Source organism: Streptomyces sp. NPDC003023 (genome assembly GCF_042888225.1).
Classification (GTDB): domain Bacteria; phylum Actinomycetota; class Actinomycetes; order Streptomycetales; family Streptomycetaceae; genus Streptomyces.
Window position 1 is genome coordinate 1 of record NZ_JBIAPL010000016.1, and the last position, 14,456, is coordinate 14,456.

Below are 14,456 nucleotides of genomic sequence, written 5' to 3' on the forward strand. Positions count from 1 at the left end.
CCCGTCGAACCCGACGTATAGATCACGTAGGCGGGGTGGGCCACCGCGACGTCCACCACGGGGTCGGTGGCGGGCATCCGGGACGTGTCCACGGATGCCACCCACGCCTCGTCGACGACGAGCACAGGCCGGGCGTCGGTGAGCATGTAGTCGATGCGCTCCTGCGGATGCGCCGGGTCGACGGGAAGGAACGCGCCACCGGCCTTCACCACCGCCAGCTGCGTCACCGCCAGCTCCACCGAACGCGGCAGCACCAACGCCACCACCCGCTCAGGACCCACACCCTCCGCGATCAACCGGTGCGCCAGACGATTCGCCCGCTCGTTCAACTCCGCGAACGACACCTCACCGTCCTCGGACACCACCGCGACCGCGTCCGGAGTCCGCTCCACCTGCGCCTCGAACAACGCCGCCAACGTCCCCGAAGGCACCTCACACGACGTGTCGTTCCACTCCCCCACCACCCGCTCACGCTCAGCGGCGGACAGCAGCCCGGCCTTCGACAACCGCGTGTCCGGAGCCGCGGCCATGGCCGCCAGCCAGTCACCCAGCCGCGCCACCAGACCCTCGACCGTCCCCCGGTCGAACAGATCCACGCTGTAGTCCACGAACCCGCCAAGACCCGCGGGCCGGCCCTCCTCGTCCCGCCGCTCACCGAAACTCACCGCCAGATCGAACTTGGCGGCGCCGGTGCCGACGGGCATCAGCTCACCTTGCAGACCAGCCGCGTCCAGGACGTGACCCGGGTCGTTCTCCAGCGTCAGCATCACCTGGAAGAGGGGGTGCCTGGCCAGCGACCGCTCGGGGCTGATCAGATCCACCAGCCGCTCGAAGGGCACGTCCTGATGCGCGTACGCCGCGAGGTCCGTCTCCCGCACCCGCGCCAGCACCTCACGGAACGTCGGATCACCCGACACATCCGTCCGCAGCACCAGCGTGTTCACGAAGAACCCCACCAGCTCGTCCAACGCCTCGTCACCACGGCCCGCCACCGGCGTCCCCAACGGCACATCCGTCCCCGCACCCACCGCCGACAGGAACGACGCCAGACCCGCCTGCAACACCATGAACAGGGTGCTGCCGTCCTGCCGTGCGAGCTCCGTGAGCCGGGCGTGGAGCCGGCCGTCGAGTTCGAAGGGCACAACGTCGCCGCGGTAGGTCGGACGGGCCGGACGCGGCCGGTCGGCGGGCAGCCGCAGCTCCTCCGGCACACCGGCCAGGGCCCGCTGCCAGTACGCGGTCTGGCGGGCGCTCAGGCTGTCGGGCTCCCGCTCCTCGCCGAGGAGTTCGCGCTGCCAGAGCGCGTAGTCGGCGTACTGCACCGGCAGCGGCGCCCACTCGGGCGCACCGCCCTCACACCGCGCCGCATAGGCCTGTGACAGATCACGCGCCAGCGGCGCCAGCGACGCCCCGTCGGCCACGATGTGGTGGAGCACCAGGAGCAGCACCCGGTCGTCCGCGTCGGTCTCGAAGAGGGTGACGCGCAGCGGCAGCGCGGTCGCCAGGTCGAAGCCGCGGGCCGCGTGGACCGTGAGCTGCGCCGGGAGTTCGTCGGTGGTGGTGCGCCGGACCTCGAAGGGGAGGTTCGCCCGGTCCGGCTCGAGGATGTGCTGCCGGGCCCGGCCGTCGGTGTCGGGGAAGAGGGTGCGCAGGCTCTCGTGCCGGGCGACGACGTCGCCGAGCGCGGCACGCAGTGCGTCCGTGTCCAGGTCGCCGGTCAGCCGGAACGCCAGCGGCAGGTTGTACGTGGCGCTCGGACCGTCGAGACGGCCGAGGAACCAGAGCCGCTGCTGGGCCGGTGCGAGCGGGATCTCCGCGGGCCGGGTGCGTCGTTCGAGCGCGGTGCGCGCCTCGGCTGCCTCGTCCAGAAGTCCGGCGAGTCCGGCGACCGTCGGCTGCTCGAACAGGGCGCGGACCGGGAGTTCGGCCCCGAGAGCGACGCGGATGCGGCCGGCGAGGCGGGTGGCGAGGAGGGAGTGGCCGCCGAGGTCGAAGAAGCTGTCGTCGATCCCGACCTCGGGCACGCCGAGGACGTCGGCGAACAGCGCGCAGAGGATCTCCTCCCGCGGGGTGCGCGGGGACCGGCCGGTCACGGCGTCGGTGTAGTCGGGCGCCGGGAGGGCCTTGCGGTCGAGCTTGCCGTTCGGGGAGAGCGGCAGCTCGTCGAGGATCACGAACGCGGACGGCACCATGTGGTCGGGCAGTGCGGCGGCCGCGTGGTCGCGCAGCGCGGCGCGCTCGGGCGACGTCCCCCGGGTGGGGACGGCGTAGGCGACGAGCCGCTTGTCGCCGAGGCGGTCCTCGCGGAGCACCACCGCGACCTGCCCGACCCCGGGGTGGGCGGCGAGGACGGACTCGACCTCGCCGAGTTCGACGCGGAAGCCGCGCAGTTTGACCTGCCCGTCGGAGCGGCCGAGGTACTCGAGTCGCCCGTCCCGCGTCCAGCGGACCAGGTCGCCGGTGCGGTACATCCGCGCACCCGGCTCGCCGAACGGCGCGGCGACGAAGCGTTCCGCGGTGAGCGCGGGCCGGTGCAGATAGCCGCGGGCCAGTCCGTGGCCGGCGAGGTAGAGCTCTCCCGCGGTGCCGGGGGCGACGGGACGGAGGCTGCCGTCGAGGACGTAGACACGCGTGTTCTCGATGGGGCGGCCGATCGTCGGCGTCCCGGTGCCCGCGGTCAGCCGCTCGCTCATGGTGGCGACGACGGTGGACTCGGTCGGGCCGTACAGGTTGAACATGGTCCGGCCGGGGGCCCAGCGGTCGACGAGCGCGCTGTTGGTGGCGTCGCCGCCGACCAGCAGGCAGCGGAAGCCGGGCAGTTCGGCGGGCGGCACGGTGGCCAGGGCGGCCGGCGGGATCAGTGCGTGGCTGATCCGCCGGTCCGCGAGGACCCGGGCGAGGTCCTCGTCGGCGAGTGGTCCAGGCGGTGGCACGACGAGCGTCGCACCGGCCGGCAGGGCCATGGTGAGTTCGAGGACCGAGGCGTCGAAGCTGGGCGAGGCGAACTGCAGCACGCGGCTGTCGCCGTCGACGTCGAACCGTTCGATCTGGGTCGCCGAGAAGGTGGCGATGCCCGCGTGGGTGACCGTGACGCCCTTGGGGAGGCCGGTGGAGCCCGAGGTGTAGATGACGTACGCCGGGTGGGCGAGGGTCAGCGGGGAGAGCCGGTCGGCGTCCGTCGGATCGGTGACCTCGCGGTCCGACAGGTCGAGCTCGTCCAGCAGTACGGGGTCGGCGCCGGGCGCGCGTGCGGCGAGCGCGGCGGTGGTGAGGACCAGCGCCGGGCGGGCGTCGTCGAGCATGTGGGAGATGCGCTCGTCCGGGTGGTCCGGGTCGACCGGCAGATACGCGGCGCCCGCCTTGAGCACGGCGAGCTGGGCGATGACGATGTCGACGGACCGCGGCAGCAGCAGGGCGACGGTCCGCTCCGGGCCCGCGCCTTGGGAGATCAGCCAGTGCGCCAGCCGGTTCGCCCGTTCGCCGAGCTCGGCGAAGGTGAGGCTGCCGTCTTCGTGGTCGACGGCCGGCCGGTTCGGGGTGCGCCGGGTCTGTGCCTCGACCAGTGCGGGGAAGGTCAGGTCAGGGACCTCGCGGGCGGTGTCGTTCCAGGCCGTGACCACCTGGTCGTGTTCGCCCGCGGTGAGGACGTCGAGACGGCCGACGAGCTGGTCCGGCTCCCGGACGAGCCGGGTGAACAGCCCCTGAAGACGGGCGGCGAGGGCCTGGGCGACCGGCGCGGCGACCGCGTCGGGCCGGTGGTTCAGCCTGATCTCGAGCCGGTCGCCGGGCAGGACGACCAGGGTGAGCGGGTAGTGGGTGGCGTCGCGGCCGTCGATGCGGCTGACCGTGAGGTCACCGGGGGCGCGCAGCATCGTGGGGTCGAGCGGATAGTTCTCCAGCACGGCGAGCGTGTCGAACAGCTCACCCGCACCGGCGAGTTCCTGGATCCGGGACAGCGCGAGGTGCTGGTGTTCCAGCAGGTCGCTCTGCTCGTCCTGGATGCGCTCGAGCAGTGCCGCGACGCTCTCCTCGGGGCGCAGCGCGACCCGGACCGGCAGGGTGTTGATGAAGAGGCCGACCATCGACTCGACGCCGGCGAGCTCGGCGGGCCGTCCGGAGACGGTGGCACCGAAGACGACGTCGTCACGTCCGGTGAGCCGGGCGAGCAGCACGGCCCAGGCGCCCTGGATGAGCGTGTTGAGAGTGAGTCCGCGGCCGCGGGCGAAGCCGGTGAGTGCCGCGGTCTGCTCCTCGGAGAGGGTGACGGTGACCCGTTCGGGCTGCACGGACGGGTCGGGAACGACACCGGGCGCGACCAGCGTCGGCTCGTCGGTCCCGGCGAGCGCATGGCGCCACGCGCGTTCGGCGGCGTCCGTGTCGAGGCCGTCGAGCCGGCGCAGATGGTCCGCGAAGGGCGGTACGGGCGGCAGGGCGCGGTCGTCGCCGCCGGTGGCGTACAGCGCGAACAGCTCCTGTACGACGACGGGCATCGACCAGCCGTCGAGCAGGATGTGGTGGTTGCTGAACAGCAGCCTGTGCCGGTCGTCGGCCAGTCTGACGAGGTGGAAGCGGACCAGCGGGGGTTTCGTGACGTCGAAGCGGTCGGCACGGTCCTCGGCGAGGAGTCGTTCCAGCGCCTGTTCGCGCTCGCTCTCCGCCAGGCCGCTCAGGTCGCTCTCCCGCCACGGCAGTTCGACCTCGGCGGGCACCACCTGGACGGGCCGGTCCAGGCCCTCCTGGCGGAACGCGGCCCGCAGGTTGGGGTGGCGGCGCAGCAGTGCGGCGGCCGCCGCGCGCAGTGCCACGGCGTCGAGGGGGCCTTCGAGGTCTGTGAACAGCTGCACGGTGTAGACGTCGGGCGCACCGCCGTCGAGGAGGGAGTGGAAGAGCAGGCCCTCCTGCAGCGGCGCCAGCGGCAGCACGTCGGCAAGGCCGGGCACCGCGCTCTCCAGACCGCTGAGCTGCGACTGCGTCAGCGTCACGAGCGGCAGGTCGGAGGGGGTCAGCCGACCGGTGGCGCGCGGAGCGGTGGTGGCGAGGCGGCGCAGCGCGTCGAACCAGAGTCCGGCGAGCTCGCGCACGTCGGCCTCTTCGAGGAGTTCGCCGGCCCACGTCCAGGTCGCGACCAGGGCCGGGCCCTCGGGGCCTTCCTCCGCAAGGGCGTTGATCTCCACCGCGTGGGGCATGCCCATGCCCGCGTCGGCTCCGCCGCCGATGACCGAGGCCTCTGGCGCGGGAGTCCAGTCCCCGCCGCCCGTGCTGCGGAACCGGCCCAGGTAGTTGAAGCCGATCGAAGGAGCCGGGAGTCCGGCCAGCGCCAGGGCGGTCTGCGGGTTGAGGTGGCGCAGCAGACCGTGGCCGAGTCCGCTGTCCGGTACGGCGCGCAGCCGTTCCTTGACGTCCTTCACCGCGGCCGCCGGGTCGTGCCAGGAGCCGGCGGGGAGCCGGACCGGGTGCAGAGAGGTGAACCAGCCGACCGTGCGGGACAGGTCGGTGCCGTCGGTCTCCTCACGGCCGTGGCCCTCCAGGTCGAGGAGGAGGCCGCCGGAGGTGTCCTGTCCGCGGCGCCGCCGCCACTCGGTGACTGCTGTGGTGAGTCCCGCGAGCAGGACGTCGGTGACGCCTGCCCGGTACGCGGCGGGGAGCGTGGTCAGCAGCGGCGCGGTCTCCTGCGCGGCCAGGGTGAGGACCAGGCTGCGGGCGCTTTCGACGGTGTCCCGCCGCGGGTCGAGGGCCCGGTCCGCGAGCGGTTCGTCCGGCGCGGCGAGCATGTCGGTCCACAGCTCGAGCTCGTCGAGCAGGTTCGGGTCCTGGGCACGGGCGGTGAGCTGCTCGGCCCAGCGGCGGTAGGAGGTGCCGACGGCGGGCAGCCCGGGGGCCCTGCCGGTCGCCGCTGCCTGCCAGGCCGCCTCCAGGTCGGGCAGCAGGATCCGCCATGACACACCGTCGACGGCCAGGTGGTGGACGGTCAGCAGCAGCCGGCCGGGCAGGTCCGCGCCCAGGTCGAACCAGACCGCGCGGAGCACGGTGCCGTTCTCCGGGGACAGGGCCCGGCGCTCCGATTCGGCGCGTGCGGCGACGAGTTCGGCGAGGCCGTCGGCGCCGGTGACCGCCACGCGGTCGAGGACGGCCGTGGCGTCCACGGCTCCCCGTTCGCGGACTTCCAGACCCCACAGCGGGCCACGCCGGGTCAGCCGGAGCCGCAGCATGTCGTGCCGGTCAAGTACGGCCTGGACGGCGGTCGTGAGGTGCGTCTGCTGTGCCCCGGCGGGCACCTGGAGGAGCACGGACTGGCTGAAGCCGTCGACCGGGCCCTGGCGTTCCCGCAGCCAGTGCATGATCGGGGTGAGCGGTACCGCACCGAGACCGTCGTCGGTCATCGCGTCGCCGTCCTGTTCGTCCGACGGCTCCGCCGCCTGGGCCAGGGCGGCGAGCGCCGAGACCGTGCGGGCCTTGAAGACCTGCTTGGGAGTGATGACGAGCCCGCGCGTCCGTGCCCGGGCGACCAGCTGGATGGAGACGATGCTGTCGCCGCCGAGGTCGAAGAAGCTGTCGTCGACGCCGACCCGGGGCAGGCCGAGAACCTCACCGAACAGGGCGCAGAGGATCTCCTCCTCGGGTGTCGAGGGGAGCCGTCCCTCACCGGCGGTGCCGACGTCCGGCACGGGGAGCGCCTTGCGGTCGAGCTTGCCGTTGGGGGTGAGCGGCAGCGCGTCGAGGACGACCACGAACGCGGGCACCATGTGGTCGGGCAGGGCCGCGGCGAGGTGCGCCCGCAGCGCGGCCGGGTCGGCGGCGGCTTCGCCGGCGGGGACCGCGTACGCCGCGAGCCGGCGTCCGCCGGGGTCGTCCCGTACGACGACGACGGCCTGGGCGACCGCTTCGTGCCGGGCCAGGACGTTCTCGATCTCGCCGAGTTCGATGCGGAAACCGCGGACCTTGACCTGGTCGTCGGCGCGGCCGAGGAACTCCAGCTCCCCGTCCGCGGTCCGGCGGACCACGTCGCCGGAGCGGTACATCCGCTCCCCCGGAGCGCCGAACGGGTCGGCCACGAACCGTTCCGAGGTGACGTCCGGCCTGCCGAGGTAACCGCGGGCCAGACCGGCGCCCGCGATGTACAGTTCGCCGGCCACACCGGGCGGCACGAGCCGCAGGTTGGCGTCGAGCACGTGCACCCTGGTCCCGGTCACGGGGGTGCCGATGGGCGGCACCCCGCCGCCTTCGAGCGCGCCGGACATGGTGGCGCACACGGTGGACTCGGTCGGGCCGTACGCGTTGACCATCCGGCGCCCCGCCGACCAGCGCTCGACCACCTCGCCGGAGGTCGCCTCACCGGCGACGACCAGGGTGGTGACGGACGCGAGGTCCGACTCGGCGGCGGCGCCGAGGACGACGGGCGGCAGCGTGGCATGGGTGATGCCGTGGCGGGCGGCGAAGGCGGCGAGCGCCGGTCCCGCCGTCAGCTCCTCCGGGTCCCCCACGACCAGGGTCGCGCCGGTGAGCAGGCCCATGACGAGCTCCCAGAACGCCGCGTCGAAGCTCGGGGAGGCGAACTGCAGCACCCGGCTGCCCGGACCCACCCCGAACCGCTCGATCTGCGTCGCGACCAGCGACGCCACACCCGAGTGCGTCACCACGACACCCTTGGGACGGCCCGTCGAACCCGACGTGTAGATCACGTACGCGGGGGCCTGCGGCCGCTGGACGACGTCCGGCAGCGCGGCGGTCACCAACGCTTCGGCGGTCGCCGGCCCGTCGGCGGTCACCGGCCCGTCGGCGTCGACGAGGAACCGGGGCACCCCGCCGGGCAGGGAGTCCGCCAGTGCGCCGGTGGTGACGAGCAGGGCGGGGGCCGCGTCGTCGAGCATGTAGCGGATGCGGTCGGCCGGGTACTCGGCGTCGACCGGCAGATAGGCGGCGCCGGCCTTCATCACGGCGAGGACGGCGACCACCAGTTCCGCGGAGCGCGGCAGCGCGACCGCCACGATCCGCTCGGGGCCCGCGCCGGCTGCCGCCAGACGCCCGGCCAGTTCGGTGGCGCGGTCGTCCAGCTCGCGGTAGGTCAGCTCACGGTCCGCGTGGCGCAGCGCCGGGGCGTCGGGAGCGGCGGCCGCCCGGGCGGCGAACAGCTCGGGGAAGGTGCTGGGGGCCGGTGCGGTGCCGGTGTCGTTGGCGCGCTCCAGACGCTCCGACTCCTCGGGGAGCAGCAGAGTGAGACGGCCGAGCGGCTCCGCCGCGCGCTCCGTGACGAAGCGCAGGACGGTCTCGAACCGGCGGACGATCCGGCGGACCGCGTCGGCGTCGAAGGCGTCCGGACGGTGGTTGACCCGCAGGTGGAGCCCTTCGCCCGGCATCACGGCAAGGCTGAGGGGGTAGTGGGTGGCGTCCCGGCCGTCGATCCCGGTGACGGCGAGGGAAGGCTCGGAGAGCCGCTCGGGATCGAGCGGGTAGTTCTCCAGCACGGTGATGGTGTCGAAGAGTTCACCGATGCCGGCGATGCGCTGGACGTCGGCGAGACCCACGTGCTGGTGCGGCAGCAGCTGTGACTGCTCTTCCTGGACCCGGGCGAGGAGCGCGGCGACCGTCTCCGCGGGGTCGAGACGTATCCGGACGGGCAGGGTGTTGACGAAGAGACCGACCATCGACTCGATGCCCGGCACCTCCGGCGGACGGCCGGAGACCGTGCCGCCGAAGACCACGTCGTCGCGGCCGGTGAGCCGGCCGAGCAGGATCGCCCATGCCGTCTGCACCACGGTGTTGAGGGTGAGGCCGTGGCTGCGGGCGGTGGCGGACACGGCGTCGGCGAGGTCGGCCGGCAGGTCGAGGAGCAGCTGGTCGGGGGCGGCGGGCGTGGTGGTGTCGAGCTCGGCGCCGGCGAGCAGCGTGGGTTCCTCGACGCCTGCGAACGCCTGGCGCCAGGCCGCCTCCGCGGCTTCGGTGTCCTGTTCGGAGAGCCACCGCAGATAGTCGCGGTACGGCGGCGGGGTGGGCAGGTCGCGCCCGGTGTGCAGGGCCAGCAGCTCGGCCACGTACAGCGGCATCGACCAGCCGTCGAGCAGCAGATGGTGGTGTGTGAAGACCAGCCGGTGGCGGTCGCCGCCGAGCGCGACGAGGGTGAAGCGCACCAGCGGGGGGTCGGTCAGGTCGAAGCGGGTGGCCCGTTCGGTCTCCTGGATACGAGTCAGTTCCACCTGCTGCCGGTCGGCCGGGAGGGCGGACAGGTCCGTCTCCGTCCAGCCGGGTTCGGCGGCCCGGGGGATCACCTGCACGGGGTGCGGCAGGTCCTGGTGGTGGAAGGCGGCCCGGAGGTTGGGGTGGCGGCGGAGCAGTGAGCGGGCCGCCTCGCGCAGTTCCGCGCCGTCCAGCGGCCCTTCGAGGTCGAAGAGGAACTGGACGGTGTAGACGTCGGGGCCCGACTCGTCGAAGAGGGCGTGGAACAGCAGGCCCTGCTGGAGCGGCGCGACGGGCAGGATGTCGGCGGGGGCGGGGTGCGCTGCGGCGAGCCGGTCGATCTGCTCCTGGGAGAGCCGGACCAACGGCAGGTCGGACGGGGTGAAGCCGCCGGCGTCCGGCTCCGCGGCGTGCGTCGCGAGGCGGCGCAGCTCCTGGAACCAGAGGTCGGCCAGGTGACGGGCCTCGGTCTCCGTGAGAAGGCCGCCGGCCCAGTTCCAGACAGCGGTCAGCCGCGGTCCTTGTGGACCGTCCTCGGTGAAGGCGTTGAGCTCGACCGTGTGCGCGAGCGGCATCTCGGGGTCGTAACCGCCGGAGAGCGGGGCGGCACCGGGCGCGGTGGCCCAGTCCCCGCCGCCGGAACGGCCGAGGCGCCCGAGGTAGTTGAAGGCGATCTGCGGGGAGCCGAGGTCCGCCAGGGCTTTCGCGGTGTCCGGGTTGGCGTACCGCAGGAGGCCGAATCCGATGCCGTTGCCGGGGACCGCGCGGAGCTCTTCCTTGATCCGCCCGAGGGCGGCGCCGGGCCGTTCGTCGTGGCCGCCGGCGGTGAGGCGTACCGGGTAGAGGCTGGTGAACCAGCCCACCGTGCGCGACACGTCGGCGCCGGGCACCACGTCCTCGCGTCCGTGGCCCTCGATGTCGACCAGCACGTCCGGCGCGTCGGTTCCGCGTTCCGCGCGCCACTGGGTCACCGCGGAGACCAGGCCCGCCAGCAGGATCTCGTTGACGCGGGCGTGGAAGACGGCCGGTACGTCGGTCAGCAGTGCCCGGGTGGCCTCGGCGGGCAGGGTGAGTGCGAGCGTGCGCTCGGTGGCGGCGGTGTCGACGGCCGGGTCCAGGGAACGGCTGCCGAGGCGCGGGTCGGGCCCGTTCAGCATCCGCTGCCAGAGCTCCAGCTCGGCGGTCAGCTCCTCGGTGCCGGCGAGCCGCGTCAGCTCGCGGGCCCAGGTGCGCAGTGAGGTGCCCGGAACGGCGTCCGCGGGTGCGCGGCCCTCGGCGGCGGCGCGAGCGGCGTCGGCCAGGTCGGGCAGGAGGATGCTCCAGGACACGCCGTCGACGGCGAGGTGGTGGACGGCCAGCAGCAGTCGTCCGGACGTCTGCTCTCCGGCGTCGAACCAGACGGCCCGCAGCATCCTGCCGTCGAGCGGCGAGAGTGCGGCCACGGCGCCGGCGGAGTGCGCGGCGACCGCCTCGGTGAGGGTGCTGTCGTCGGCGCCGATGACGTCCACCCGCCGCACGCTGTCCGCGGCGAGCTCGGCCGCGGTGTCCGACGGTCGTATCTCCAGGGCGAAGCCGTCCCCGGTGCCGAGCTGCCTCATCCGCAACGCGTCGTGACGCTCCATCAGACGGCGCAGGCCGGTCAGCAGGTGGTCCTCGGTGAGGTCTGCCGGTACCTGGAGCAGCACCGACTGGTGGTACCGGTCGGTCCGGCCGCCGCGTTCGGCGAGCCATCCTGTGATCGGGGTGAGGGCCAGGTCGCCGGCCGGTTCGTCGTCCACGGGGCCGGCGACGGCGTCCGGGGCGGCCGAATCGGCTGCCTCTGCGAGTGCGGCGGGGGTGCGGTGCCGGAACACGTCGCGGGTGGTGAGCCGCAGGCCCGCGGCGCGGGCGCGGGAGACGAGCTGGATGGAGGCGATGCTGTCGCCGCCGAGGTCGAAGAGGTTGTCGTCGACACCGACGCGGGGCAGGCCCAGCACTTCGGCGAAGAGCGCGCAGAGCAGTTCCTCGGTCTCCGTGCGCGGTGCGGCACAGGCATCGGCGCTCACGGCGATCTCGGGGGCGGGCAGCGCCTTGCGGTCGAGCTTGCCGTTGGCGGTCAGCGGCAGGGCGTCCAGGGCGACGAACGCGGCGGGGACCATGTACTCGGGCAGACGCGTACCGAGGTGGTCGCGCAGCTCGGCGGCGTGCGGGGCGTCGTCGTTCACGGGGACGACGTAGCCGGTGAGCTTCTTGTCGCCCGGCCGGTCCTCGCGGACCACGACGGCGGTCTGCGCGACTCCGGGGTGGGACTGGAGGGCGGCCTCGATCTCGCCGAGTTCGATGCGGAAGCCGCGGATCTTGACCTGCTGGTCGGCGCGGCCAAGGTACTCGAGTTCACCGTCGGCGTGCAGGCGCGCCATGTCGCCGGTGCGGTACATCCGGGTGCCGGGAGCGCCGTACGGGTCGGCGACGAACCGGTCCGCGCTCAGATCGGGTCGGCCCAGGTAGCCGCGGGCGAGACCGGCACCGGCGACGTACATCTCGCCGGCGATGCCGGGGGCGGCGGGGCGGAGCGCCGAGTCCAGCACGTACAGACGCAGGTCTGGAATGGCGGAGCCGATGGTGCTTCCGGCCGCCGCGGCGGCGGTGGGACGGTCGAGCGCCAGGTGGGTGACGTGGACGGTGGTCTCGGTGATGCCGTACATGTTGACCAGCACCGGAGCGTCGTCGGCGTGCCGCTCGTACCACTCCTCCAGACGCCACAGATCCAGCGCCTCACCACCGAACACCACATACCGCAGAGCAAGTTCGCCCGCCGAGTCCGAAGCCTCCCGATCCACCTGCATCAACTGGTAGAACGCCGACGGAGTCTGGTTCAGCACCGTCACCCGCTCACGCACCAGCAGCCGACGGAACTCCTCCGGAGAACGCGACACCTCGAACGGCACCACCACCAGACGCCCACCGTGCAGCAGCGGACCCCAGATCTCCCACACCGAGAAATCGAACGCGTAACTGTGGAACATCGTCCACACGTCGTCCCCGCCGAACCCGCCGAACCCGAACCAGTGCTCCGTCGACGAGAACAACCGCACCACATTCGAATGCGGCACCACCACACCCTTGGGCCGCCCCGTCGAACCCGACGTGTAGATCACATACGCCGGATGCGCCGACTCGATCCCCACACCCAGGTCACCGCGGTCGGCGACAGCCAACTCGGCGGACACCGCCGGGTCGTCAAGAACCAGCCACGGCACGCCCGCGGTGTCCACCGCGGAGAGGTCCACCGAGCCCGACGTCACCACCAGCACCGGCGACGCGTCGGCGACCATGTAGGCCAGCCGGTCCGCCGGATAGTCCGGGTCCATCGGCACATACGCCGCACCCGACTTGACCACCGCCAGCAACCCGACGATCAGCTCCACCCCACGCGGCAGCGCCAGCCCCACGAACTGCTCAGGACCCACCCCCCGCGAAACCAGCACCCGCGCCAGACGATTCGCCCGCGCGTTCAACTCCCCGTACGACAACGACACATCACCGAACGACAACGCGACGGCTTCGGGCGTGCGCGCCACCTGCTTCTCGAACGCCTCGACGAGCGTGCCGGGCGACTGCTCTCCCCTCGCCTCGGCCGGCGCCGGAGCGACCAGGGCGCGCTCGGCCTCCGTGAGCACGTCGACGCGGCCGAGCGGCAGACCGTCGGGGGCGTCCGCGAGGGCGGTGAGGAACGCGCGGAAACGCGCGAGGTGGGCGTCGAGCTCGTCCCCGGTGTACAGATCGGGGTTGGCGTCGAAGTCGATCTGGAGGCCCTTGCCGTCCGTACGGTCGTAGACGATCACGGACAGGTCGTCGGCCGGGCCGATGCAGAGGTTGTGGACCGTTGCGGGAAGCTCGCCGAACCGCAGGTCGTAGTCGAACATCATGATGTTGACCTGGGGCCCGGTCAGCCGCCGGTCCGCGCCGAGGAGTTGCAGGTCGCGGCGGAGGTCCTCGTACCGGTACCGCTGGTGCTTCATGGCCCCGCGCATCTCGCCGGCGACCTGGGCGAGGACGTCCCCGAGCGTGCTGTGCCCGGCCACGGGCACCCGCAGCGGCAGGACGTTGGAGACCATGCCGGGCAGTGAGCGGGCGGCGCCGCCGAGCCGGGTGGTCACGGGCAGTCCGAGGACGACTTCCTCGGCGCCGGTCAGCCGGTGCAGATAGACGGCGACGACGCCGGTGACCAGGCACGGCCATGCCACCCCGGCCTCGCGTGAGGCCTCCCGCAGCTTCTCGGCCACCTCGGCGTCGAGCCGTGCGGTGCGGCGCAGCAGGCCGCGCGCGGCGCTCGGTTCCTGGGCGGAGAGGCTGACCGGCTCGGGACGGTCGGCGAGCCGGCGCAGCCAGTACTCCCGGTCGTCGTCGCACCGCTGCGACTCGCGGTACGCGGCGTCCAGCCGGACCAGCTCGGCGAGCGGCCCGAACGGGTTCGGCGACTCCTCGCCGGCCGCCAGCGCGGTGTAGACCTCGGCGGTGCGCCGGGCCACCAGGGCGACAGTGAAGCCGTCCACGAGCAGGTGGTGGTAGCGGTGGAGCCAGAACCAGCGGTCGTCGGCGGCACGGAAGAGGACGAAGAGGAAGAGCGGTCCGGTGGAGGTGTCCTGAGGGCGCGCCAGGTCCGCGCGCATCCACGCCTCGGCGGCGGCGCGCGGATCCGGCTCCGCGCCGACGTCGATCGTCCGCAGTTCCCACTCGGGAGCGTCGTCGATGATCTGGCGCGGACCGTCGGGCGTCTCGGTGAACCGGGCCCGCAGGTTCTCCATCTCGTCCACGACCCGGCGAAGCGCCGCCTCGAAGATTCCGCGGTCGAGCTCACCATGGATCTCGAGATACTCGCCGGCGTTGTAGACCGGGTTTTCCGGGTCGAGCTGCTGGGCGAACCAGATTCCGGACTGCGCTGCCGTCAGAGGTATCCCGTGCCCACCGAGCGTCATTCTTCTCCACCTCGAGCAGATCGACTGCAAAGGATTCCGCCCGAACGGCGGAGATATCCCGGAGATGGGAATTCCGGAGACGTCCCCCGCTTCCCCCACTCCTCATTTCCGGCCACTGTCGCACCGCCCGAGATACCCGGACAACCGACCCTGCATCATGCTGCCAAGCACGGCGAACGGCGTCGTCACGGCACACGAAGGCCGTATCCGGGCCGACAGAATGCTGCCAACGCCCTCGGGCCCCGGGCAGGCCGCGGACATGGGAAACGGGTGCCCGCGCAGAACGCGAGCACCCGCTCCCTACCCTCTGAACTCCGAAGCCGGGGC

Annotated in this window: 1 protein-coding gene; it reads right to left on the reverse strand. The window is 73.0% G+C overall.

The genetic code is table 11. The features are described from left to right. On the reverse strand, nt 1-14,129 hold a 14,129-nt coding region (locus ACFYV1_RS32695), incomplete at its 3' end, for an amino acid adenylation domain-containing protein (protein ID WP_389399278.1). Between the last annotated feature and the right edge of the window lie 327 nt (nt 14,130-14,456).